The sequence below is a fragment of the Paenibacillus sp. GYB004 genome (assembly GCF_036577605.1).
Taxonomy (GTDB): Bacteria; Bacillota; Bacilli; order Paenibacillales; family NBRC-103111; genus Paenibacillus_AB; species Paenibacillus_AB oceani.
This window is the reverse complement of sequence record NZ_JARBDB010000047.1, coordinates 208,512-231,324: the sequence shown is the minus strand read 5'-3', so window position 1 is coordinate 231,324 and position 22,813 is coordinate 208,512. Positions and strand designations below refer to the sequence as shown.

The window sequence follows — 22,813 nt, the reverse complement described above, 5'->3', positions numbered from 1 at the left end:
AAAAACGTCAATCTCGCATGGGGATTGAGATTCCCGACTTCAAAAAATTTTCGTCACATCTCCTCGTTTGCCCTGCCTCGCGCTTTTGCAAAAAACTAGTGAAAATGGATCTTCTCGGGACAAATTAATCAAGAATGGGAAAGGCAGGAGCATCTTCCGCGGCGTCTGCGGAAAACTCCTGCCTATATGATTCGGATAATTAGCGCCATTAAATAACATAATCCAGGACGTATTCCTCAGCGGCGCGATACGTTTTCGTCCCCGACAGCGGCGGAGCATACACATGTAAGGATACGGTTCGTCCGGACGCCGGATTGGCCATCTGATGGATTTGACCGTGCGGAGCATCCATTAGTTGACCTTCGCGCAGAATCGCCTCGGAGGACGCGCAGACGGCCTCACCCCGCCCTTCATTCCGGTAGATCGTATTCCGCAGCGTTCCTTCGATCACCAACGCGCAGCCGGCGGAACAGCCGTGATCGTGAATGCGCGTTGCGGTGCGAGCCGGAATATGGATCACGATCACTTCCGCCTCTTCCGTCCGGCCTATGACATTACGGCCGTAGAGGAGCTGGGCCGGTTCCGTTACATAGGGGGCAAGTTCCTCCTTCGTACACGCCAAGGACAACAGCATTTCCCGCAATTCGCGGACAGTCGGCTGCCGCAGAGCTGCCAGCGCCTTTTCCACTCGCTGCAAAACCTTCATGGGGATAACGACCTCCTGGATGTCGATCACAATCGCATACCCCATCTATATGCGGCGCACCCGCTTCGGGCAAGTTGTCAGACGCGTCTTCTCTACAAAAAACAGCCGTTCCACGCAAAAAAAATCCGCAAAATCGTGCGGATTTCTGCTTGAATCCATATTTGATACGCCTTTTCCGATCACAACGCGCGAATCATACCGCCGTCGACAAGCACGGCTTGACCGGTCACATACGTATTGGCGAATGATCCCAAAAATACGATCGCTTTCGCAAATTCTTCCGGCGTTCCGTAACGGCCCAGCGGAATTTGGCCCATCAGCAACGCACGAACCTCTTCCTCGGACGTCCCTTTTTTCTGTGCAGCCAGACGGTCCAGCTCCACGATCCGGTCCGTCTCGATCCGTCCGGGGCCGACCGTATTGACGAGAATCGAATCCGGACCGAGCTCGGCCGACAAACTTTTCGTCAAGGCGTACACGCCTGCGCGAAAGACGTTGGACAAGATCAGATCCGGGATCGGCTGCTTGACGGACACCGAAGTCAGGTTGACGATCCGTCCGCTCCCTTGCCGTCTCATATGCGGCAGCGCTTCGCGGATCAGCCTGACGACGCTCATCAGGTTTTGCTGGAATGCCGCTTCCCACGCTTCGTCCGCGAACTGGTCGAAGCCGCCTCCCGGAGGCCCGCCTGCGTTCGTCACGAGCACATCCAGCCGCCCCGTCCAATCGATAGCAGCCTGAACCGTCTTCGCTATATCTTCCTTCCGGTTAACGTCGGCCGCTACCGTCAGCACTTCACGGCCTGTCTCCCGCTCGATCTCTTCCTTGGCTTGCCGCAAATGGTCGGAGCTGCGGCTCGAGATGACGACGTTCGCCCCTTCCCGGGCGAATTCAAGCGCGCTCGCTTTGCCAAGTCCTTTGCTGCCCGCCGTAACGAGCGCCGTTTTTCCATCCAGCAGCATATTCATCTTGATCTGGTCGCTTCCTTTCCGATGTCTGTTTTTTGAAGGTTACAGGATCATGTCTTTTTCTCTTTGCGTCAATTTGCGGGCCGGGATGTCCAGCACGAGCCGCCCGCCCGACAAGCCCCACAGCCGGGTGGCGTTTCTCTCGGCCATCTCCAGATTCTGCATGGCGCAGATGACGATCAAGTCCTGATCCTTGCACAGCGCGCGCAGATCCTGCAGCACTTTACCCGCCGATTCCGGGTCCAGCCCCTTGGTCGGCTCGTCAGCAAGGATGACTTTCGCGCCTTGCGCCAGCGCCCGTGCGATTGCCACACGCTGCTGTTCGCCCCCGCTAAGCTTCTCGGCGGGAAGCATCTTCGCTTTATCGATCAGTCCGACCCGCTCCAGGTAGTCCATCGCCCGGATATGCTCCTCGGTAGACACCGTACCGGTTAGTTTGCGCCATAACGGCAGCTGGAAAAACCGCCCGCTGAATACGTTTTTGAGCGCGTTCTTTTTGAGATTGAGGGCCGGACGCTCCTCGAGGTACGCCCAGTCCTTGCGCAGCTTGAGCTTGTCCATCACATTTTTGTCGGACAGCTCCGTTCCATCTACGATCAGCTGCCCTTCCGTCCATCTTTGCTGGAGGGCGATACAGCTGAGCAGCGTCGATTTGCCGCTTCCGCTCGCTCCGATCAAGCCGACGAATTCGCCTTTGTCGACCTGAAAGCTCACTTTAGACAAAATCGTCTGGCCTTCGGGTAATGTTCGGGTTAGATTGCGTACGATGATCATTGAAATATCAGGACTCCTTTGCCTCGGCGGCTGCCGTTCCAGTAGCGGTTGCACAGGCATTTACGCTTCATTATATCACAGGCGCCCAGCGGTTGCGGAACCGTTTTCCCGCCCCGGTACATGGAAGCGAAAAGGCCTTTCGTCAAAGGGATGACAAAAGACCTTCCATCCACAGCAATCATCAAGCTAACTTACAGCGAAATGCTTTCCTTGCTCTTCAACGGATAACATTCGATCCCGTGCTCTTTCAGCATCGCGGCGAACCGTCCCGCATCCTGCTCGATCACCGGAAACGTATTGTAATGCAGCGGAATAACCCGCTTCGTATTCAGCCAGCGCGCCGCATATACGGCATCGTCCGGTCCCATCGTATAATTGTCCCCGATCGGCAGCGCCGCAAGCGAGATCCGGTTCATTTCCCCGATCAGCTTCATGTCCCCGAACAGCGAAGTATCTCCGGCATGGTACAAGGTTTTGTCGCCCATCGTCAAAAGAATGCCCGCCGGTTGGCCGGCGTATAAGTAGTTGTCGCCTTCGCGAAGCGAGGAACCGTGAAACGCCTGCGTATACTTGACCGTGAAGCCGTCGAACGTATACGACCCGCCGATGTTCATCGCATGGGCCTTTGCCCCGAGCCGCGTACAGTGCATCGCCAGCTCAAAAACGGCTACAATCGGACAGTCGTTGCGCTTCGCGATCTCGATACTGTCTCCGAAATGGTCGTCGTGCGCATGGGTGAGCAGTACGGCATCAACCTCGATCTCCCTGGGCGAGACTCCGGAAGACGGATTACCCGACAAAAACGGATCGATAATAACCTTTTTCCCGCCGCTCTCCACGTACAGGCAGGAATGTCCCAAGTATGTAATGTTCACGCGAATTCACCATCCTTCGTCCAATTGTTGGCTTCCCCCCCATTGTACATAAAATCGCCCGGAGAAGCCAACGATACGGGTGGAGGTGCATATTCCGATGTCTACATCCAAACGGCGCAAAGAAAATGCATGGAAAATGCGCAAGCAGAACCAGCAGCCTCACGGCAAAATTACGTCGCTAAAGGAATTGGCTGATCAGACTTCTCCTTCTTCTATCGATCAGTAAGCATCGCCGCCAACAAAACCCCGTACCTGCGGGCGGACTTGCGTCGCTCGTCAAATACGGGGTTGATCTCATTTGCCGGTCTGTTCCGGTTTCTAGGACTCCTGCTTGCCGATTCCGTTCGCGGATGGCGGGAAAGCTTTCGCCTTATCGGCATGAAGCGTGCGGGCTTCTTCCTTCATACTCGACATATTTTGCTGTTCCTTATAAGCTTTGCGGCGATGATAGGGCACGATGCGGGTCACCTCCGTCAGATGATAGTCGGCTCATACATGTACCGGAAACTGCCGGTCGTTCCTGCTTGCCTGCTGCCTGTTAATTGTCCTTGCTCTTCTGCTTGCCGGGCAGCCGCTGATCGGCCTTGCCTTTGCCCTGAGTCCGCCGGTTGCGTTCGTCCTTACGCTGCGTATCGTGAAGCTTGTCTAAGTACGATTGCGTATCGTCCACATTCGATTCCTCCTCGGCGTTACGGATGAATTGTATCCCTACAGGAATAAGAACACGCCCTTAGTGTATCCAGAACGAAAGTAAAACCGACACGTCCAAGCTGCCATTTCGAGCAAGCGGGCTTCAGCCGAAGAAATGCCGAAAAAGCTCCCTTCCCCGAGCTCGGGGCGGAAGCTTTTCGGTATACGAAGATATTATGCGCGCTGGCGGAAGAAGTTCCAGCCGCCGATCGTCGCCGGATTGCCTTCGTCGCTCGCAAGCAAAGCTTCATATTGAAGCGCAACTTTGCGGAACGCTTCGACATAACCGTCAATTTCTTCCGGACGGAAATGTTTGAACCAAGGCAACGAGTAGACGCGGGTTGCGATCGTCTCCGATACCGGCAAGCTGCCTTTCGGCTGACGCAGGTCGCGGTTTGCGTTCGCAATAATCGTCGGCTTGCCGTGACCGTATACGTCCGCCGTATGCTGCAGCGGATGCAAGTGCAGCGGCAGGTTGCAGCCCGGTCCGATCGGCACGCCTTCGGCGCTAACCGCCTGACAGAATCGCGTTACCGACAGTCCGCCGAGCTCCTCCGGCACATAATGTCCGTGCGTCGCGTACCAGCCGCCCATCGTGCTGTTCGAACCTTTCTCCGGACGATGCGCTCTAAGCCCCGGAACGCCTTCCAGCTGGTCCCAGAAATAGTTCATCGCCTTGTCGATTTCGCCGATCCGCTCGTCATAATACTTCAATTGAACGCGGCCGACAGCGGAGCTGACCTGGTGCATCCGGAACTTGTAGCCGCCGAGCGGCAGACCGATATTCGGCTGCAGGTACGGAGTTTGAATCTCCGCGTTGTTCCGCTCGTAATGGCCGAACGCGATCGCACGCTCGTAAATTTCCAGATCGTTCGTAACGAAAATGCCGCCTTCGCCGATCGCAAACGATTTGCCCGCCATCAGGGACATCGCCCCGACGTCGCCGATCGTTCCGACCCGGCGGCCTTTGTAGTAGCCGCCTTGGGCATGGGATACGTCCTCGATGACTTTCAGGTTGTGCTTTTTGGCAACCGCCATAATCGCATCCATATCGGCCGGGTAGCCGAGGTAATGAACGACGACGATCGCTTTCGTCCGTTCGGTAATCCGGTGCTCGATATCGTTCGGGTCCAGACACAGCGTAACCGGATCGATCTCCGCGAACACGACGGATGCGCCCAGCGAATAAGCCGGGAGCGCGGACGCCCAATACGTGACGCTCGGACAGATGACCTCGTCGCCTACGCCGATGCCGCAGCCGTAAAAAGCGCCAAGCAAGGAGCTCGTACCGTTGTTGAAGCCGAGAGCGTATTTCGTACCGAGCCAGTCGGCGAATTCACGCTCGAACTTTTTCGTAATATCGGTACCGGACATCGCGCCGTCGCGCAGCACCTGTACGGCAGCCGCCTCGTCCTCCTCGGTAATGATCGGCCACTTAAACATACTTTGTGTCGGCTGCGGCACTGCCTTCGGTCCGCCCAAAATCGCAAGCTGTTTCAATTCGCTCATGGTATAAACACTCCTTATAATGTAGTGAAAGCTTTACAAGCACGATCAAACCCTTTTCAGCTGTCCAGACCCATAGATTTCCCGCCGAGCAGGCTGATCAAGCTGGCCGGATGCTCGTCGCGCAGCGTGTAGGCTGCCTTCGTACCATCGCTGCGAAACCGGATCTCCCGCCGGTACGGAGGCTCCACTCGCAGCAAGGCAAACTGCCCGGGATCTTCCAGAAACCGGCGTGCCGCCCGTTCCGCTCCGGCACGAATCCGGTCACGGGCGATTTCGGGATGGACGTGTATCGCCCCGTTGTTGCGTTCTTTGTACCCCTCGGTATTAAATTCGTCGCCGCTGCCCGGCATGAGCCCCCGCTTGACCGATACGGTCTCGATCCCGCCGACGAGTGCCGCCGCCTCCGCCGCAAACGCTTCGTCGCCCGCACCGAAGATCGAACGGATGCCGAGCGTAGCTCCGCACATCGCAAGCTGGCCGAATTCTCCGACCGATACGTCATTGATCCGGTAATCGATGACGTTGAACCAGCCGGTATGGGCCATCTGCGCGAAGGGCGTTCCCGCCTTGGCATGCTGCCCGATCCAGGCGATTGCGTCAAAGGAAGAATCCAGCATCGAGAAGTAGTTGCCGTGGTACGGCCCCCGCATATATTCGGCTCGCGGGTCGAGCAGCAGATGATTGATCCCGCCGTAGCCGTGTCCGTCCACGACGAGAAATTCGGTCGCTCCGCCCGCGGCGAACCCTTCGATGGCGGCGTTCGTCTCCAGCGTGAGCAGCTTCTTGCCGTCTTCGTAATACGTTCCCCCGGGGACGACCCAGTGGTCATGATTCACAATTCCCGCTACGCCTTCCATGTCGGTCATGATGATCATCTTCATACCGGTTCACCCCATCCGCAGAGCCGCCATTCGGCACGCTTGCTTCGACCGAATGTTGTCTCAGGCAATCGCTTTCCTTTTTTCAAAGTAAATATATAATAGAACTTGAATGGACGTATGACAGAATCGTCACCGTCACGTGACACTTTTTAACCTATGGAGGCGCCATCATGAGAAAGACGATCCTTCCCGAATATCAGGACCATATCGGCGGGCTTGCGATGACTCCGGACGGCCAGCAGCGGTTTTTTATCAACGTCGGTTCCGTCGCCCATTCGCACCTGCACCATCACGATTTCGCGGAATTGTCTTTTTTCGTGGAGGGCTCGGGCGCCGAGTCGATCAATGGCGTCGAGCACCGGATTCGTCCGGGCACCGCTTCGTTTTTGCTTCCCAACCATATGCACAAGCTGGACAGCGACCCGGACCGGACCTTTACGAAATACCGCTGCATGTTCGATATGCCGATCTTGTTCGGCGTCCATGAGGACCCCGAATTTTCCAGACTCGTATACGGAATCGGAATCTCCTCGCCTTCGTTCGTCGATTTTGACGGCTCTTCGGCCGAACGGATGCGCACTACGATGGAGCAGCTCCTGGAGGAATACGGCAAGCCGGACTATCCCGGGCGGCGTCACATGATCCGGCTGAAGCTGAGCGAAGCTCTGCTCTTATTCGTCCGGGAAAGCTCGGGCCAGCGGATTGCCGGTTCCGGAAGCGAGACGGAGAAAGTAAAGCTGTCTCCGATCCTGCAATACGTGCATATGCATTACACGGAGAGGTTGACGCTCGAAGAACTGGCCTCGACTTTCCGCCAGAGCGCGCCTCACATCAGCCGTTCGTTCAAGGAGCATACGGGCAAAGGGTTTCTCGAATATGTCCGCCAGCTTCGTATCGAAAGCGCCGTTACGATGCTGCTCCATACGAATATGAGCATTACCGATATTGCCGCTTCGGTCGGCTTCGACTCGTTCCGCACCTTCGCCCGTGTCTTCCGCGATATTAAGGGACAGACAGCGAGCGAATACCGGGAGGCTGTTAGAGCGGGACACCACCGGATGTAGGAAACTGTACGCGGTTCATGCAGCGCAAATAACCGGAGCAAGCTCCGGCGTATTATTGGCGACGCAATCGATTCGGAAATTTCTTAAAAATAATCGGAAAAGTACGGACGTTCCCGGATAATCAGCTTTTCCAGCAAATGTACGCTCGCCTGATCCGATTGGAACCGCCCGATTTTCGATAAGTAGGTAGGCCGCTTGTACCCCATCAGCATCGTCGTCAGCGTCGGGATGTCGAACGAGACAGACGGGTTCGTCCCTCCTTCGTCCAGCCGTCCTTTACCCGAACAATCGACCGTGAGCGTAAACGTTCCCTGGTTCCATTCCAGCATCGGGTCGTGCAGCTTGAACACAAGCGTGCTGTCCCTCTCCTGAAACTGAAACGGATACTGCTCGACGAACATCCGGATGTCGACAATCCGCGCCATATAATAAGGAGCAATCGTCTCCTTGATATCCCCGTCGTCCAGCAAAAAGGCGAGCGGCTCATCCTTGAAAATACTCCCCTTCACCCGAGTAATCATCGAGAAATGCGCGCTTATGAAGTTCCACAGCCCCGTCCTCGCCTCCTCGTTCAGGAAGATCATTTCCTTTATATAGAACACTTCCTCCGCCACCCAATACAACAAATAGCCGGTCGGCTGGTCATTGCCGTCGAAGTAGATCGCCGCGGTCATATCGTCCAGATCCCAGCGCAAATACTCTTCCCAGGCCAGCTCGTTGCGCAGCATCGCCCCGTGGGTCTGCAGCGCAAAATGATCGTAGATGGTCTTGATGTCCGGATGTTCGATCGGCGTCCGCTCCACATTGCCCGGCACGCTCCTCAGCTTCGGCAGCTGGGTGTCCTGAACCTCGAAGGTCAGCTTGTCCGAGATGATCTCCCAGCCCTTGCGCCGGTAATAAGGGATCGAATACGGGTACAAATAGGAGATCGACTGTTTCCGGTCGCGCATATGGCTCAGCGCATGGAGCATCAGTTTGTTCATCAGCCCCCGGTTGGCGTATTCGGGATACGTCCCGACCCCGGTCAATCCGCCCATCTCGTATATATGGCCGAACACGTTCACCTGAAACGGGTATACGGCCAGCTGCGAAATCAGCTTGTCCCCGTCGAACCAGCCGAGCACATCCGCATGCCGGAGAATCGGCAGCTTCGACTGCGCAATCTCCCGGTTTTCCCATCCGAATGTTTGCAAATCGCGGTCGGTCACCTGGAACACGTAACGGAGCAAGTCGTTAAACTGCTCGCCGTGTCTCGGTTCCACTTGTCGTAATCTCAGTCTATCCTGCATATGCCGGCGACTCATCATGGACCTCCTCCATCGGGTAAAACCGTTTCCATTAGTTTGATCATATAACGGGTTCTCATACCCGGCTGGCGGTAGTCCGGCTTTCCTGAAACGGCAAAAAGGACGGGAAAAAGTCCCCGTCCTTCAAATCGCTTATGTTGGCCACAGCAGTGCGTTAAAACCGTCTGCAGTCTAATATAGCTTATTCAAAACGGCCTTGGCCGTCCGCTCCAGCGACTCGTACGTCCGCTCCTTGTGACCGATCGCAAGCGCCGTGCAGAGCACGTCCAGCGCATGGATCTGGGACAGCTTCGAGGAGAACGATCCGCCCTGGAGCGGGCTTTCTTTGGATGCGGTCAGCAGCACCACGTCCGCAAAATGGGTGATCGGCGAGCGGGCGTGGCTCGTCAGGCAAATGATGTTTGCGCCGCGCCCCTTCGCGATTTCCATCGCATCGACCAAATCTTTGGTGCTGCCGGAGGTGGAGATGCCGATCACGACGTCGCCGGGCTTCGTCAACGCTGCGTTCATCGCGATAATGTGCGCATCGTTCTCAGCCGCGCATTCGTATCCGATCCGCATGAATCTGTGCTTTGCGTCGATCGCGGTGATTCCGGAGGAGCCGACGCCGAAGAAATACAGCTTCCTCGCCTCGCTCAGAATCGCGATCGCCTGCCGCAAGCTGTCCTCGTCGAGCAGCGTCGTCGTATTATGAATATTTTGCACGTTAATCGCGCTAATCTTCTTGACGATGATGCTCATCTCGTCGTCGTCTTCAATATCTCCGTGGATATTCTGGGAAGGCGTCGACAAGTTTTGGGCGACGGACAGCTTAAACTCCTGATAACCGCGAAACCCGAGCTTCCGGCAAAACCGGATGACCGAGGTTTCCCCCACGTTCGCCTTCTCCGACAGATCGGTTATCGTGAAAAAGACGGCCGCTTCCGGCTCCTTCATGACGACGTCGGCCACTTTTTGCTCCGACTTCGTCAGGGAGGAATACACGCTTGATATTTTTAACAAGGTATTGTTCAAATCCGGTATTTTGGTATGTTTCATAGATTCAGGCAAGGCTGCCCGCGCGGCTTATACTTCGTTCCAGATGCGGAACGTGTTGTCCATCGCTGCCTTGGCCCCCCACTTGCACTCCTCTTTGCCTTCGAATTCGATCGAGATGTATCCATCGTAGCCGGACTCTTTCACGAGGCGGACCACTTCATAGATGTCGATATCGCCTTGGCCGACGACGGCGCCGCGCAAGTAGTTGCCGCTTGTGGAGCATAACCAGCCTTCACCCGGATTGCGATACGACGGACGGACATAAAAGTCTTTGAAATGAACCATCGAAGCATAAGGCAGGCTTTTCTTGACCGCCGCAACCGGATCTTCGTCGACGCACAGGAAGTTGCCGATATCGATCGTATGACGGAAGTTCGGACGGTTGACCGCTTCGATAATCCGGTGAACGCGTTCCGTCGCTTGTACGAAAAACCCGTGATTTTCGATGCTGGTAACGATGCCGAATTGGTTCGCATAGTCTGCGATTTCGATGGATGCTTTCACGATTGTGTCGAAATCGGCTTCGAACTTCGCCGTGCCCGTCTCCGGAATCGGACGCGACGCTACGTCATGACGCATCCGCTTGACGCCGAGCCGTGCCGCGATATCGACATGCTTCTTCACGCGCTCGATCTCCGCACGGTAGCCGGCTTCGTCCAAATCAACGAATTTGGCGCCGATCGCGTAGTTGGAAATGTCGATGCCGACTTCCGCCGCCTTGTTCACGATCGCGTCGATCAGCTCGGAATTGTTCTCCAGCGTAAATCCGACCGGCACGATCTCCACGTGCTGTCCTCCGTTATCGGCGATCCATTGAATCGCGCCCAATACGTCCATTTCTCCCGCCGAGATCGCTCTTGCCAAGCTATAAGTGCTTAATCCGATTTTCATGTTGGATTCCCTCCGATTAATGAAATTTACCCTATTTTCAATCTACCCATCCATTGTAGCCGAACCGGAGCGGGTTGTCTGCCTTTTTTTCCGCAGAAGCGGCCGTTTTCACCGGAAGTTCACGGGATGGCGGCGCACAGCCCCTTCATTAATATAGGAAACGATTTTAAGAGCCGCAGTCCTGCCGAGCCCGGATGAATGCCGGAAAGAATCGTTATAACCGAATCCGGATTTTCTTTTTGTCCGGCGATATGGTAGTATGAAGTTCTATTTTTTCAAGAACGCAAACCCATTGTTGGAGGTAACTGAATTGGATATTCAAAGTGCCTATCAAGAGGAATTGGATAAGCTGGAGCAAGCCTCAAGTATGATCAATCGCAGACTGCAGGCTCTTCAGTCGGTCCCGAGGTATGCCGGCGACGATGTGAACGAACAGATTCTGGACGCGATCCGGCAGGACAAAATTAAAGCGATGTCCGGCGCATCGGACGAACCTTACTTCGGCAGGCTGGACTTTCAGGAAGATAAGGAGCGGGATGCCCGTCCCCTGTATATCGGAAAGCTCGGGATGGAGGACGACAAGTCCGGACAGCCGCTGGTCGTCGACTGGCGGGCGCCGGTGGCGAGCCTCTTTTATTCGTTTAACGGCGGCGAAGGAAACGCCTCGTACGAGGCGCCGGACGGCCTGATCGAAGGGCTTGTTTATTTGAAGCGAAATCTGGTGATCCGCAAACAAATTTTGCAGCGGGTTGTCGACACGTACGACCGCAGCAGCGACAATCCTGCCGTCACCGACGAGTTTTTATTGTACCGGCTCGGTGAGAACAAGGACAACAAGCTGCGGGATATCGTCTCCACGATCCAGGCGGAGCAGGACCAGATTATCCGTTCCGTCAAAAATACGGCGCTTATTATCCAGGGAGTCGCCGGCAGCGGCAAAACGACCGTCGCGCTTCACCGGCTGGCTTATTTGCTGTATCAATACCGCGATCAGATCCGCGCGGAACGCATGATTATTTTGGCGCCCAACCGGATGTTCCTGGACTATATATCCTCGGTTCTTCCGGAACTCGGAGTCGGACATATTCAGCAGACGACGTTCGAGGATTGGGCGCTCGAGACGCTCGACGACCGGCTGTCGCTGGCGGACGAAGCCAAGCGGCTGGAGCGCTGGTTCGCTTACGGCGGCGACAAACCCGAATTAAACGACGAAGCGCCGGGCCGGTTCAAGGGCTCGGTCCGCTTCATGCAGGCGATCGGCGCCGCTCTGGACGAATTCGAGACCGGCTTCGTGCCGGACGGGGATTTCGATCCGTGGCCGGGGGCCAGGTTGCCCAGAGCGAAGATCAAGGAATGGTTTTTCGAGGAATATAAGCATTATCCGCTTATGAAACGGAAGGAACGGCTCGAAGGCCGGATCAAGCGCTGGCTCGAAATGGAGCTGAACGAGACTCGCGACCCGAACGTGCGCAAGGACCGCAAGAAAAAAGGTTCGCAAAAGCTGAAGACGTACTTGAAGCTGTGGCCGGATGACACCGCCTTTACGTTTTACCGGTCGCTGTTCCTGCAGCCTGGCTCCGACAAATCCGCCGACAAAACGGTTCGCCGGAACCTCCCCGGTCTGGATATCCCGGCGCCGGTGGCCGACGAATCCGAGCGCGCTTACCGGAGCCGCCGGGTATTTCCGGAGGATCTCGCCCCGATGCTGTACATCAGCGAGCGGCTGTACGGCATCGACGGAAACCGCACCTTCGACCACGTCGTCGTCGACGAAGCGCAGGACTTCTCGCCCCTCCAGGTTGCCGTGTTGAACCGGTATGTCCGTAACAGCTCCTTTACGATACTCGGCGATCTGTCCCAAGGGATACATGCTTACAAGGGCATCCGTTCCTGGGAAGAGTTCGTCAGCTTGTTCGACTCCGGCGCAAGCGGCTACTTCACACTGGAGCGAAGCTACCGGTCGACGATGGAAATTATCCGCTTCGCCAACCTCGTCCTGTCCGGCGGCATCCCGAACGCTATGCAGGCGGTCCCGGTATTCCGCAGCGGCGAGAAGGTCAAGGTGCTGCGGCATGCGCCGGAAGCCCGGACCTCGACGATCGTACGCGCCGTCCGCAAGCTGATGAGCGGAACCGCCTCGACCGTGGCGGTGATCGGCCGAACCGAGGCCGAATGCAAGGACGTGCATACGATGCTGCTTCGCGAGGACATCTCGGCCACACTGATCGATTCGCAGCGGAACAAGTACGAAGGCGGCTTATCCGTCGTCCCGGTGTATCTTGCCAAAGGACTCGAATTCGACGCCGTTATTCTGATCGACGCGGATGAGACGCATTACGGCGGCAACGAGCACGACGCCAAACTGCTTTATGTGGGCTGCACGCGCGCTCTCCACGAGTTGTGGGTGCTGCACGCCGGAGAACCGACCCCGCTGATTGCCGGCATGGACGATGAATATTCGAAATATTCGCCTGTATAAGGAAACATCTGCACACATTTTTACAAATGACATGAAACAAAAGACACCGCCCAACGTAGAAGTATAGGGCGGTGTCTTTTGTTACCGATGAAACAAGCCGCGGAGCGGGTATTCGCGTTGCCTGCGGTGATAGGTCCGGGCGCTTTATCGACTAAAGTCCAGGTTTCGTCTCGTCAAAAGTCGGTTTCGTAACTGGAGAACTATAGTACAATAAGTACAGTACAATCTATAGAATCGGCAAGAATATGAACGCCTTCTTTTGTTCGGACCAGCGTTATCGTATGATAGAGTTTGGATACTCAAAGTATGGGAGACTACTTTATGCTGCATGGAATTACTGAATTTTTATCGACTTTCGGAATATGGGGAATGTTTATCCATTCGTTTATCGATGCGATCATTTTCCCGATCCCCGCGTTTTTTCTCCAGGTCTCCTTAAGCATATTGAACCCTTCCTCCGCCCTATGGCTTGCGACCGTCGGTTATATCGCCTGTCTGCTCGGAACCCCGATCGGGTATTTGATCGGCAGATTGCTGGGCAAATCGGTGCTGACCAAACTCGTCAAAAAGGAATGGGTCGAAAAAGCGACCGTCATGTTCAAGAAAAACGGCGAAGCCGCGATTCTGATCGGCTCCTTTACGCCGATTCCGTTCAAAGTGTTTACGATTTTGTCCGGCGCCCTCCATTTTTCGATTTGGCGCCTGCTGGCATTTGCCGCAATCGGGCGTGCCGCCAAGTTTTATATCGTCGGCATCCTGTTTTATTATTACGGCAAAGCGGCGGAACAGCTGATCAACAGCTACCTCACTTACGTATTTCTCGGGATCGCCGTCGTACTCGCCATCGGCTGGGCTTGGTTAAAAAAGCGACAAAAGATAAAAAAACAGGCCGTCCGGCAGCTTTCCGAGGAAAGCCCCGTTCAAGCGAGCCTTGCCCCGATCGATCAAGCTGCGGAAACTCCTGCTCTGGAAGAAACGGTATTGGCCGATTCCCAAAAGGACCGGATTCCGAAAGATCAAACCGTCAAAAAGATGGCCGCCCCACGCAAGCAGGTCCCTTAAACGCACGGAGCGACGTACGCTTCCTATACGCGAACGAGCTCTCCCAGCTTCGGTACGAGCAGCTTGTCCGGATGCAAGCCGCTTGACCTCCAGGAGGCGTACAGCCTGTCCAGCGCTTCCTTGGGGGTATCGTCCGCAAGCCGGAACGCTCCGTAATGCATCGGCACGAACGTATCGGCTCCTACGTCCCGGAACGCCTGGACCGCTTCCTCGGGCGTAACGTGCTGCGGCGACATGAACCATTCCGGCTCGTAGGCACCGATCGGCATAAGTGCGATATCGATGTTCCGGAAACGGCGGCCGATCTCGGCGAAACCGCGGAAATATCCGGAATCTCCCGCAAAATAAATCGTAGTTTTGGTCGGACCGCCGACCGCTTCCTCATCCTGCTCCCGCTTGTCCGCTTCGATCACCCATCCGCCCCAGTGCGTCCGGTTCATGTCCCACAGCGTTCTTCTTGTCCAATGCTCGGCCGGCACAAACGTAAAGCTGACCGCTCCCGCCTTCCAGCTGTCCCACCATGCGAACGGTTTGACGTTGGATAATCCTTTGCGCCGAAGCAGCACTTCGGTTCCTTCGGGCACCAGGTGAATCGGGTTTCCTTTCAGCTTGCGAAGCGATGGGATGTGCAGATGATCGTAATGGCTGTGTGACAGCAGCACGATATCTACAGGGGGCGTATCCGCCAGGGGGATGCCCGGTTCCGTCAATCTCCGCTCGAATCCCATCCGCGACGCCCAGACCGGATCGGTAACGATATTCAATCCGCCCAGCTGCAGCAAAAACGTCGAATGTCCGATCCAGAAAAACCGTCCGTGATCCGGCGGCGCAAGGAGTTCTGCGGGCAACACGGCGGCATGCGGAACCTGATAGGACAAATCTTTCACTTTTCCTTTCCGTTCCTTCTGCCATAAGCGGAGATCGCGGAAAGTCGGTTTATTTGGAGCGCCGTCCATATTTTCATATACTCGCACGTTTTCCTCATCCTTGTCTTCAACAATTCGGTATTCCTTATCTCATACGCATCAAGACTGTTCCGGTTTCGGGCCTTAACTGGAGGTGTTCCTTCTTCCTCCGGTTTCCATCCGGGTGCCCGCCATGTTACAATGAATACCAGATCAATAACGGAAGCGGGGAGTCCAGACATGCAATATTCGCTTAAGGAAGAAATCGCCAATGCGATCAGTCATGGCATCGGAGCGCTGCTAAGCGCAGCCGCTCTGGCTGTGCTGGTCGTGTTCGCCAGCCTGCACGGCACCGTATGGCATATCGTCAGCTTCAGTATTTTCGGAACGACGCTTGTCCTGCTGTATACATGCTCCACCTTGCTCCACAGCTTCCGGGAAGGCAAAACAAAAGATATTTTCGAGTTTCTCGATCATTCCGCGATTTATTTGCTGATCGCCGGCACATATACGCCGTTTCTGCTCGTCACGCTTCGCGGCCCGCTCGGCTGGACGATTCTCGGGATCGTCTGGGGACTCGCTGTCGCGGGAATCGTCTTTAAGGCGTTTTTCGTCAAAAAGTTCATTATGCTGTCCACCCTGTTTTACATCGGCATGGGTTGGCTCATCGTATTTGCGATCAAGCCGCTGTATGAGCAGCTTCCCTGGAACGGGCTGCTCTGGCTGGTCGGCGGAGGGATCTTTTATACGGTCGGAACGATCTTTTACGTATGGCGCAAAGTTCCGTACCATCACGCCATCTGGCACACGTTCGTCATCGGAGGAAGCGTCTGCCATTTTATCGCCATCCTGTTTTACGTGCTGCCTATGCCGGGTGCAGCCGCCTGATCCGTATAGCCGTCTCGCAGCCCCTGACACTACGCGGACCCGCATCCAGCCGGTCCCGCCGGTGCCGGGGGCTTTTGAGATCCAATGAGATCCAATGAGATCCAATGAGATCCAAACAAAAAAGGAACCGCTCGGGTTCCGCTGCTTGCCGCTGTCTAGCCGTATTTATAGGTGATACCATAACCGCCTTTCGGATACACCCAATGAATGTTGTGCGAAGGGCAAGCCAGTCTGCAAGTGCCGCATTCGATGCAATTCTCGTACGCCACCGTAGTGATTTTCTGCTTTTTGTCCCATTCGTACACATCGGACGGACAAAAGTAGTTGCAGTCCTTCGTCTTGCAGGACAGGCACGTGTCCCTCTCCTTGATGATCAGATGCGATTTGTCGTCGCACTTGTAACGGATTGTAAACAACCGGTCGGAAACCCCGCATTCGCTCATCCGTTCATCGCCCTCCATCCTTTGTAGCCGAGCTTGAGCAGGTTCATCGAGCCGCCCGCCGCTTCGCGGATCAGACGGACCGCTTTTTTCTGCTTATCCGCCTTTGATGTCCCATCGATGCTCAGCATCTCGAACGCCGCCTCGTTTACCGCTTTCGGCAGCTTGTCGAACAGAAGCTCGGGGTTTTGCTCCTTCAGCAGACGATGCATCCCCCGGTATTTGCGCAGATCCTTCATGACAAACGTTTCCCGGATCAGCTCGTCGTACCGTTTGAGCGACGCTGCAGAATAATCGCCTCTATGGTGCGCCTCGATGATCGCTTCCGCCACCAAACGGCCCGATGTCATCGCCAGATTCGTCCCCTCGCGGTGTACGAAGTTGACCAGCTGGGCGGCATCGCCGGCTACGCACCAGCCGTCTCCCGACAACTTCGGAATCGAATGATAACCGCCCTCGGGAATAAGATGGCCGGAATATTCCTTCATCTCTCCGCCTTGAATCAATTTGCGGATCATCGGGTGCTGCTTCACCGCATCCAGCAGCGCGTACGGCTTCACTTTCTTATCGCGCAGATGATTCACCATCACGCCGATCCCGAGCGAGATCGTATCCTTATTCGTATACAGGAAGCCCATCCCGGCCATGCCAAGCGACGTTTGTCCGACAAACTCGATCGTGACGCCTTCGTCGCCCTCCAGTCCGAAACGGTCCTCGATTTTTTCTTTGGGAAGCGCGATCACTTCTTTGACCGCCAGCGACACCTCGTCGGGAGCCCATTCCTTATGAATGCCCAGCTGCTTGCCGAGCAGCGAGTTGACTCCGTCGGCTATGACGACGACATCGGCATACAGGTCGCCCTGGTCGCGGTCCGTCCGGACGCCGACCACGCGCCCCCCTTCGATCAGCAGCTCGGTCGCCACCGTCTCATACACCGGGATCGCTCCCGCCTGCACGGCTTTGTCGGCAAACCACGGATCGAACCGGACCCGCAGTCCCGTGAAGCAGTTGTACGGATCTTTGAACGCTTCGTTACGATGTCCAAGCGTGACGACCGATTGCTCGCCCATCAGCCACAGCCGCTGTTCCACGATATGCCGCTCGATGGGAGCGTTCCGCTCCTTCCAGAATTCGGGAACCAGCTCCTCGATCTGCTTCCTGTATAATACGCCTCCGAACAAGTTTTTGGCACCCGGAAATTCGCCTCTCTCCAGCAAAACGACGGACAATCCCGCACGGGCCATCGTCAGAGCCGCCGCCGCGCCTGCAGGGCCGGCGCCAACGACGACGGCGTTAAATTTTTCGGTCATGAGCCGCTCCCCCTTCCCGTATTCGGCGATGTGTGATCCGTTATTGCCGGCACCGACTGTTTGCGCCGCTTCATTTCCTCGGTTATAGCCGGTACGATTTTGAATAGATCGCCTACGATCCCGTAATGGGCGAATTGGAAAATCGGCGCCTCCGCATCCTTGTTGATCGCGATAACGACCTCGGAATTGCTCATGCCGACCGTATGCTGGACCGCACCCGATATGCCGATTGCAAAATACAGCTTGGGCCGCACGGTCTGCCCGGTCTGCCCCACCTGATGCTCATGCTTGATCCAGCCGGCATCGACGGCGGCCCGGGAGGCGCCGACGACTCCGCCGAGCGTATCGGCCAGCTCCCGGAGCATCGCGAACGGCTCCGGGCCTCCCAGTCCGCGCCCGCCCGCTACGATAATCTCCGCTTCCTCCAGATTGATTCTCCCCGTTTCGCGGACGAAATCGAGCACTTCCGCGGCAATGTCCCCAGGCTCCATCCGGAACGCGATCTCCTCGATCGCCGCCTCGCGCGAGACGTCCCGGGGCAGCGCCTGGAATACGCCTGCGCGGGCGGTCGCCATCTGCGGACGATACTGCTTGCACAAGATGGTCGCCATCATTTTCTCGGAGAAGGCCGGACGGCTCGCCAGCAGCAGACGGGACGGCGGCGGCTCAACGTCCAGCTCCGTCGTGTCCGCCGTCAGCCCGGTCGGCAGATGAGTCGCGATCGCGCCCGCCAAATCTCTGCCGGTCGCCGTCGCTCCGAACAAGACGATCTCCGGCTTGGCATCCTCGATCAGCTGCAGCACGACTCGGCTGTACGGGCGTGTCCGATAATTCGCCAATTCCGGATGATCGCACCAATAGACGTCATCGGCTCCGTAATACCCGGCTTCGCGGGCGAGATGGCCGACTCCGTGACCGATGACGAGCGCTTTGACCGGAACGTCCAGCTTCGCCGCCAGCTTTTTCCCTTCCCCGAGCAGTTGCCAGGAGACCGGCTTCGCTTCGCCGTCCCGCTGCTCTACGACGATCAGGACGCCGCGGTAAGCGGACCAATCGGGCATTTGTTCTTCCGCCCGCTCCGTTGACATGGCACTTTGCCCCTTTCCCTATCGAATACAGGTTTAACCCACTATTGCGTCTATCGGCCGGCGGCCGTCCAGCCCAGCTTCTCCGGGAGCGCCTTGTCCCAGAGCAGATCCGCCAGCCGCTCGGCCATTTGCGCTTCCCCGTCACCTTCGACTATCGTCGTCTGCACGGCTTTCACTTCCGGAACCCACGTCTTGGATACGATTGTAGGCGAGCCTTTCAGTCCGATCTTCGTTTTGTCCAAATCCGGGAAATCGGCGGTCGTCCAGACGACCGGCTTGTAACGAGCCGCCCGGATCATCCCCGGCAGCGAAGCCCGCCTCACTTTGTTCAGCTCCTTAAGCGCCGTTATAAGCACAGGCATCCTCGTGCGGACCGTCTCCACCCCGTCCTCCAAATTCCGGTTTACCGTTACCGTCCGGTCCGTCGGGTTAACATCGACCACATGACCAACATAGGTGAGCTGCTCCAAATCGAGTCTGCACGCAACGCCTGGACCGACTTGACCCGTATCGCCGTCAAGCGTTTGCTTGCCGCAAAAGACGATATCGGCAGGCCCCCACGTCTCCTCGATTTTGCGGATCGTCTTGGCGACGACATACGAGGTCGCGAGCGTATCCGCCCCGGCGAACCCGCGGTCGGTGACAAGCACCGCCTCGTCCGCCCCGAGGGAGATGCATTCCTTCAACCCTTTCTCCGCCGGCGGCGGTCCCATCGTCACGACCGTAACGCGGGCGCCCTGTTCGTCCTTGATCCGCAGCGCTTCCTCCAGTCCGTGCATGTCGTAGAAATTAACGATACTCGGCACCCCTTGGCGGATGAGCGTGTTCGTCTTCGGATCGATCCGGATTTCCCGGCTGTCGGGCACCTGCTTGATGCATACTACGATGTGCAGCAACGTATCCCCTCCATTTCACTTAGTATCGCCACCAGCCTGATCCTCCTGCTCCGGCTTGTGGTTCTTCCTGGCAAATTCCATCTGTTCGAGCGTGGCATGGTGACGGTCCCAGACGAACTCGTGGTCGTATTCGTAAGTGTCCTTGCCGATCCATCGGTATACGATCCCAAAAACTGCGCCGAAACACGCGAAGCAGCCCAGCATAATGACGATGAACGCGCCCATCAGGACGACGCCTCCTCCCCGGATTCCGTCGATTGCTATCATTTATATGTCCACCGCAACCAAAAAAGCACCCTCGGTTGAAGGCGCTTTCCATCATGGAGCAGGCGGTATCCGGAGCTATCGAAAAAGGGACCCGTAAAGGTCCCTTGTCGTCTATCTATTCTATACGTTCCGAGTTACACGTTCTCGGCCACCATCTTGTTCGTCACGCTGCCGAGGTTCTCGATCTCGACCGTGACGACATCGCCCGGCTGCAAGTAGACGCGCTTCTCCGGAGGATATCCGAGCACGACGCCTTCCGGCGTTCCGGTCAAAATGATATCGCCCGGCTCCAGCGTAAAGTGGCGGGAAATGTAGCTGATAATTTGCTTGCAGTTGAAGATCATGTCGGACGTATTGGAGTTTTGGCGCTCCTCGCCGTTCACGACCGTCCGGATGTTCAAATTGTTCGGATCGGCGATCTCGTCGGCGGTTACAAGCTCCGGCCCGATCGGCGTAAAGCCGTCGCACACTTTGCCGAGCATCCACTGGTTCGTACGCAGCTGCAGATCGCGCGCGGATATGTCGTTGGCGGAAGCATAACCGAACACGCTGTCCAGCGCTTGCTCCTCGCTCACATGTTTCGTACGGCGTCCGATAACGATCGCCAGCTCGGCTTCATAATCGACTTCTTTCGAAGTAACGGGCAATTCGACGTCGTGGCCGTGGCCGTTCAGCGTATTGTTGAACTTGTTGAACAAAATCGGGAATTCCGGAATTTTGGCGTTCGTTTCCTCGGCGTGTTTCCGGTAGTTTAAACCGACGCAAATGATTTTCTCCGGACGGGTCACGCACGGTCCGTAAGAAACCGATGCCGCATCGAACCATTCCGCACCGGAATCCGCTTCCGCTGCGCTAACGTACGATTCGACCGCCTGGCGGGCAGACGCTCCGCCTTCGATCAATTCATGAATCGTAGCCGGAAGGGAGCCGCTTGTCCCCGAACGGGCGGCAGCCGTAATGTTCAGAATGCCGCGCGCGGTTTTTACTCCCAATTGATTCTGGTTGTCGATCTGGATGGTGACGAGTTTCAACGTAATTCCTCCCCTTTGGTAGCGGCCGTCCGTACAAACCGGGCATGTCCCGCTCGAAGGCGGGAGGCTAGTCAGACGTTTAGGTTGAACAGACGAACCGTATTGTTTGCAAAAATGTCTTCCCGCTGCTCTGCAGTCAAATCCGCTTCCATCATCTGGGCGTAATTCGTCAGAAACGAGCAGCCCGGCATGTCCGAACCGAATAAAATGCGGTCCGTGCCGACTTGATCCACCGCATAATCGATATCTTCGCGTCCGAATAACGATCCTGAAAAATCGGTCCACACGTTCGGATAATCGCGAACCGCCTTGATCCCGTGATACGCATTGCCGCCCAGATGCGCCATAATCAGCTTCGCTTCGGGGTAACGCTTGGCGAGCTCGGCTACGTGCACGCCGGTAGATTCGTCCGGATACTGGTTCACCGCTTTATGAAAAGCGTGCAGCAAGATCGGGACCTTGTAATCGATGCAAAGCTCTACCAGCGGATATACAAGCGGATCGTCGCAATAAGCGGCAATCCACAGCTTCAGTCCGATCATCCCGTCATTCTCGATGCCGCGGCGCACAACTTCCGATGCGTCGGCATTGCGCGGATTCGCGTAGACATACCCTTCCACCAAGCCGGGCTGCTCGCGCTTGAATCTGACCACGTCCGCATTATGCTGCCGGACTTCGGATTCGTCCGGGTATTGTCTCGCGATTCCGGAGACGAAAATCTTCGCGATATTGTACCGTTCGCAGTTCTCGAGCAGTTCCCGGGTATGCAGATCGTACCGGCCGCCCCATACATGAGTATGCATGTCGATAATCATCGTTGTTGTTCCTCCCGGGCTATCGCCAACAGAAATCGGCTATATCCATCGTAGCGGAATCGGGGCGGCAAGTAAACGACATAATTCAGTCTTTTATACAGACACGTTCTGAAACATGTCTTTAAACCGCCAATACGCATCGGTTTACGGCACATAATACAGCCTGGTGCTCATCTCTTTCGCGCCTTGACGGACGGCTTGCACGATGCGCTCCCACAGCTCCGGCTCCCATCTCGCTTCCGGGATCGATACCCCGAGCGACGCCGTTACCTTCTGGGCGGTGCCGAAGACCGGAGCCGCCACACAGCGGATGCCGTGCACCGACTCTCCATAACTCGTTCCTACGCCTTCGGTACGGATGGCGGCAATCTGCTTCATCAGTTCGCCGAAATCGGTAATCGTCGTCTCCGTCAGCCGTCCCAGCTGCTTATCCGGATACAGCTTCCCGATCTCCTCGTCGTTCATTCCGCTCAGCAGCGTCTTGCCCATCGCCGTCGCGTGAAGCGGCAGCTGCATGCCGAGATGGGAGACGAACCGTACCGGATGCGTGCTTTGCTTCTCCGCTACATACAACGCTTTGTCGTGATTGCGGATTGTGAGAAACACCGATTCGTTCAGCTCGTCGACGATTTTTTGCGCGGCATATTGAAACTCGCCGGACAGATCGGTCCGCTGGGCGTACCTGCTGCCGATCTCGAACAGCTTGTAGCCGAGCCGGAACGTCTTGCCCTGGCTCTCCGTCTCCAAATAACCGCGCGCCAGCAAGTTTTGCAGCAGCTTGTGCGCGCTGCTCGCAGGGAGATCCAGCTCCCGGGATAGCTCGGATAAATTGATCGGCTCCTGCCGCTCGGCGAACAGTTCGAGAATATCGAGCACCCGGTCGGCGGATTTGACGGTAGCGGTTTGCTTTTCGTTGTCTTTCATAGTTG

25 protein-coding genes are annotated in these 22,813 nt (G+C 56.3%); 5 read left to right on the top strand and 20 right to left on the bottom strand.

The annotated features are described in order from the left end of the window. Positions 1–208 precede the first annotated feature (208 nt). The 4 genes from PV433_RS19615 to PV433_RS19600 form a co-directional block, all read right to left on the bottom strand. A complete protein-coding gene (locus PV433_RS19615) occupies positions 209–706 on the bottom strand; it encodes a cysteine dioxygenase (protein ID WP_332073746.1) in 498 nt (165 codons plus the stop codon). Positions 707–885: 179 nt separating this feature from the next. Beyond that, positions 886–1,674 (bottom strand): SDR family oxidoreductase, encoded by a 789-nt coding sequence (locus tag PV433_RS19610; protein ID WP_332073745.1) that lies wholly within the window; start codon positions 1,672–1,674, stop codon positions 886–888. A 42-nt stretch (positions 1,675–1,716) separates the two neighbouring features. Then, positions 1,717–2,448: a phosphonate ABC transporter ATP-binding protein gene (locus PV433_RS19605; RefSeq protein WP_190930827.1), complete on the bottom strand. Its 732-nt coding sequence runs from the start codon at positions 2,446–2,448 to the stop codon at positions 1,717–1,719. 191 nt (positions 2,449–2,639) lie between these two features. Beyond that, complete coding sequence (locus PV433_RS19600) at positions 2,640–3,323, bottom strand: metal-dependent hydrolase (protein ID WP_332073744.1); 684 nt, start codon at positions 3,321–3,323, stop codon at positions 2,640–2,642. A 97-nt stretch (positions 3,324–3,420) separates the two neighbouring features. Here PV433_RS19600 and PV433_RS19595 point away from each other — a divergent pair, with 97 nt between their 5' ends. After that, entirely contained in the window at positions 3,421–3,549 is a 129-nt protein-coding gene (locus PV433_RS19595; RefSeq protein ID WP_332073743.1) for a DUF6254 family protein, read from the top strand. 92 nt (positions 3,550–3,641) lie between these two features. On the opposite strand, the gene PV433_RS19590 is transcribed toward PV433_RS19595, so the two are convergent. The 4 genes from PV433_RS19590 to PV433_RS19575 form a co-directional block, all read right to left on the bottom strand. Continuing rightward, positions 3,642–3,779 carry a hypothetical protein gene (locus PV433_RS19590; RefSeq protein WP_332073742.1) on the bottom strand — a complete coding sequence of 46 codons (138 nt, stop codon included), beginning with the start codon at positions 3,777–3,779 and terminating at the stop codon, positions 3,642–3,644. 82 nt (positions 3,780–3,861) lie between these two features. Then, entirely contained in the window at positions 3,862–3,993 is a 132-nt protein-coding gene (locus tag PV433_RS19585) for a DUF4023 family protein (RefSeq protein ID WP_332073741.1), read from the bottom strand. A gap of 194 nt (positions 3,994–4,187) precedes the next feature. Further along, entirely contained in the window at positions 4,188–5,522 is a 1,335-nt protein-coding gene (locus tag PV433_RS19580; RefSeq protein WP_332073740.1) for a DegT/DnrJ/EryC1/StrS family aminotransferase, read from the bottom strand. Between the two features lie 56 nt (positions 5,523–5,578). Further along, a complete protein-coding gene (locus PV433_RS19575) occupies positions 5,579–6,403 on the bottom strand; it encodes a M55 family metallopeptidase (protein ID WP_332073739.1) in 825 nt (274 codons plus the stop codon). A gap of 170 nt (positions 6,404–6,573) precedes the next feature. Here PV433_RS19575 and PV433_RS19570 point away from each other — a divergent pair, with 170 nt between their 5' ends. Beyond that, positions 6,574–7,467, top strand: a complete 894-nt coding sequence (locus PV433_RS19570; protein WP_332073738.1) for an AraC family transcriptional regulator — start codon at positions 6,574–6,576, stop codon at positions 7,465–7,467. An 83-nt stretch (positions 7,468–7,550) separates the two neighbouring features. Here PV433_RS19570 and PV433_RS19565 read toward each other — a convergent pair whose 3' ends face one another. From PV433_RS19565 to PV433_RS19555, 3 genes are all read right to left on the bottom strand, one after another. Further along, complete coding sequence (locus tag PV433_RS19565; protein ID WP_332074013.1) at positions 7,551–8,771, bottom strand: GNAT family N-acetyltransferase; 1,221 nt, start codon at positions 8,769–8,771, stop codon at positions 7,551–7,553. Between the two features lie 174 nt (positions 8,772–8,945). Further along, positions 8,946–9,812 (bottom strand): MurR/RpiR family transcriptional regulator, encoded by an 867-nt coding sequence (locus tag PV433_RS19560; RefSeq protein ID WP_332073737.1) that lies wholly within the window; start codon positions 9,810–9,812, stop codon positions 8,946–8,948. A 27-nt stretch (positions 9,813–9,839) separates the two neighbouring features. Next, positions 9,840–10,703 (bottom strand): sugar phosphate isomerase/epimerase family protein, encoded by an 864-nt coding sequence (locus PV433_RS19555; RefSeq protein WP_332073736.1) that lies wholly within the window; start codon positions 10,701–10,703, stop codon positions 9,840–9,842. A gap of 259 nt (positions 10,704–10,962) precedes the next feature. Between PV433_RS19555 and PV433_RS19550 the strand changes: the two genes are divergently transcribed. Both PV433_RS19550 and PV433_RS19545 read left to right on the top strand, forming a co-directional pair. Beyond that, positions 10,963–13,182 carry a HelD family protein gene (locus PV433_RS19550; protein ID WP_332073735.1) on the top strand — a complete coding sequence of 740 codons (2,220 nt, stop codon included), beginning with the start codon at positions 10,963–10,965 and terminating at the stop codon, positions 13,180–13,182. 321 nt (positions 13,183–13,503) lie between these two features. Further along, positions 13,504–14,244: a YqaA family protein gene (locus tag PV433_RS19545; RefSeq protein ID WP_332073734.1), complete on the top strand. Its 741-nt coding sequence runs from the start codon at positions 13,504–13,506 to the stop codon at positions 14,242–14,244. Between the two features lie 23 nt (positions 14,245–14,267). Here the strand turns inward: PV433_RS19545 and PV433_RS19540 are convergent, their stop codons facing one another. After that, the gene (locus PV433_RS19540) at positions 14,268–15,200 is read right to left on the bottom strand and encodes an MBL fold metallo-hydrolase (RefSeq protein WP_332074012.1); all 933 of its coding nucleotides are present in this window, start codon (positions 15,198–15,200) and stop codon (positions 14,268–14,270) included. A gap of 189 nt (positions 15,201–15,389) precedes the next feature. Between PV433_RS19540 and trhA the strand changes: the two genes are divergently transcribed. Then, positions 15,390–16,037, top strand: a complete 648-nt coding sequence (gene trhA / locus PV433_RS19535) for a PAQR family membrane homeostasis protein TrhA (protein WP_332073733.1) — start codon at positions 15,390–15,392, stop codon at positions 16,035–16,037. A 155-nt stretch (positions 16,038–16,192) separates the two neighbouring features. On the opposite strand, the gene PV433_RS19530 is transcribed toward trhA, so the two are convergent. The 8 genes from PV433_RS19530 to PV433_RS19495 all read right to left on the bottom strand — a co-directional run bounded on the left by PV433_RS19530 (position 16,193) and on the right by PV433_RS19495 (position 22,808). Then, on the bottom strand, positions 16,193–16,480 hold the full coding sequence (locus tag PV433_RS19530) for a ferredoxin family protein (RefSeq protein ID WP_332073732.1): 288 nt from the start codon (positions 16,478–16,480) through the stop codon (positions 16,193–16,195). After that, positions 16,477–17,787 carry an FAD-dependent oxidoreductase gene (locus tag PV433_RS19525; protein ID WP_332073731.1) on the bottom strand — a complete coding sequence of 437 codons (1,311 nt, stop codon included), beginning with the start codon at positions 17,785–17,787 and terminating at the stop codon, positions 16,477–16,479. Before PV433_RS19525 ends, PV433_RS19530 begins: the two co-directional genes overlap by 4 nt. Then, on the bottom strand, positions 17,784–18,875 hold the full coding sequence (locus tag PV433_RS19520; protein WP_332073730.1) for an electron transfer flavoprotein subunit alpha/FixB family protein: 1,092 nt from the start codon (positions 18,873–18,875) through the stop codon (positions 17,784–17,786). Before PV433_RS19520 ends, PV433_RS19525 begins: the two co-directional genes overlap by 4 nt. Positions 18,876–18,925: 50 nt before the next feature. Beyond that, the gene (locus tag PV433_RS19515; RefSeq protein ID WP_332073729.1) at positions 18,926–19,771 is read right to left on the bottom strand and encodes an electron transfer flavoprotein subunit beta/FixA family protein; all 846 of its coding nucleotides are present in this window, start codon (positions 19,769–19,771) and stop codon (positions 18,926–18,928) included. Between the two features lie 15 nt (positions 19,772–19,786). Then, a complete protein-coding gene (locus tag PV433_RS19510) occupies positions 19,787–20,038 on the bottom strand; it encodes a hypothetical protein (RefSeq protein WP_332073728.1) in 252 nt (83 codons plus the stop codon). A gap of 134 nt (positions 20,039–20,172) precedes the next feature. Beyond that, on the bottom strand, positions 20,173–21,069 hold the full coding sequence (locus PV433_RS19505; protein WP_332073727.1) for a fumarylacetoacetate hydrolase family protein: 897 nt from the start codon (positions 21,067–21,069) through the stop codon (positions 20,173–20,175). Positions 21,070–21,140: 71 nt separating this feature from the next. Further along, a complete protein-coding gene (locus PV433_RS19500) occupies positions 21,141–21,884 on the bottom strand; it encodes an amidohydrolase family protein (RefSeq protein ID WP_332073726.1) in 744 nt (247 codons plus the stop codon). A gap of 144 nt (positions 21,885–22,028) precedes the next feature. After that, positions 22,029–22,808, bottom strand: coding sequence for an IclR family transcriptional regulator (locus tag PV433_RS19495; RefSeq protein WP_332073725.1), 780 nt, complete (start codon positions 22,806–22,808; stop codon positions 22,029–22,031). Positions 22,809–22,813: the final 5 nt, after the last annotated feature.

Bases quoted from the DNA above. Each gene is read 5' to 3' on its own strand.
- PV433_RS19540 (WP_332074012.1), bottom strand. From the start codon at position 15,200: ATGGACGGCGCTCCAAATAAACCGACTTTCCGCGATCTCCGCTTATGG.
- PV433_RS19615 (WP_332073746.1), bottom strand. From the start codon at position 706: ATGAAGGTTTTGCAGCGAGTGGAAAAGGCGCTGGCAGCTCTGCGGCAG.
- PV433_RS19530 (WP_332073732.1), bottom strand. From the start codon at position 16,480: ATGAGCGAATGCGGGGTTTCCGACCGGTTGTTTACAATCCGTTACAAG.
- trhA (WP_332073733.1), top strand. From the start codon at position 15,390: ATGCAATATTCGCTTAAGGAAGAAATCGCCAATGCGATCAGTCATGGC.
- PV433_RS19610 (WP_332073745.1), bottom strand. From the start codon at position 1,674: ATGAATATGCTGCTGGATGGAAAAACGGCGCTCGTTACGGCGGGCAGC.
- PV433_RS19555 (WP_332073736.1), bottom strand. From the start codon at position 10,703: ATGAAAATCGGATTAAGCACTTATAGCTTGGCAAGAGCGATCTCGGCG.
- PV433_RS19575 (WP_332073739.1), bottom strand. From the start codon at position 6,403: ATGAAGATGATCATCATGACCGACATGGAAGGCGTAGCGGGAATTGTG.
- PV433_RS19595 (WP_332073743.1), top strand. From the start codon at position 3,421: ATGTCTACATCCAAACGGCGCAAAGAAAATGCATGGAAAATGCGCAAG.
- PV433_RS19545 (WP_332073734.1), top strand. From the start codon at position 13,504: ATGCTGCATGGAATTACTGAATTTTTATCGACTTTCGGAATATGGGGA.
- PV433_RS19500 (WP_332073726.1), bottom strand. From the start codon at position 21,884: ATGATTATCGACATGCATACTCATGTATGGGGCGGCCGGTACGATCTG.
- PV433_RS19580 (WP_332073740.1), bottom strand. From the start codon at position 5,522: ATGAGCGAATTGAAACAGCTTGCGATTTTGGGCGGACCGAAGGCAGTG.
- PV433_RS19510 (WP_332073728.1), bottom strand. From the start codon at position 20,038: ATGATAGCAATCGACGGAATCCGGGGAGGAGGCGTCGTCCTGATGGGC.
- PV433_RS19550 (WP_332073735.1), top strand. From the start codon at position 10,963: ATGAAGTTCTATTTTTTCAAGAACGCAAACCCATTGTTGGAGGTAACT.
- PV433_RS19565 (WP_332074013.1), bottom strand. From the start codon at position 8,771: ATGAGTCGCCGGCATATGCAGGATAGACTGAGATTACGACAAGTGGAA.
- PV433_RS19520 (WP_332073730.1), bottom strand. From the start codon at position 18,875: ATGTCAACGGAGCGGGCGGAAGAACAAATGCCCGATTGGTCCGCTTAC.
- PV433_RS19560 (WP_332073737.1), bottom strand. From the start codon at position 9,812: ATGAAACATACCAAAATACCGGATTTGAACAATACCTTGTTAAAAATA.
- PV433_RS19495 (WP_332073725.1), bottom strand. From the start codon at position 22,808: ATGAAAGACAACGAAAAGCAAACCGCTACCGTCAAATCCGCCGACCGG.
- PV433_RS19570 (WP_332073738.1), top strand. From the start codon at position 6,574: ATGAGAAAGACGATCCTTCCCGAATATCAGGACCATATCGGCGGGCTT.
- PV433_RS19605 (WP_190930827.1), bottom strand. From the start codon at position 2,448: ATGATCATCGTACGCAATCTAACCCGAACATTACCCGAAGGCCAGACG.
- PV433_RS19525 (WP_332073731.1), bottom strand. From the start codon at position 17,787: ATGACCGAAAAATTTAACGCCGTCGTCGTTGGCGCCGGCCCTGCAGGC.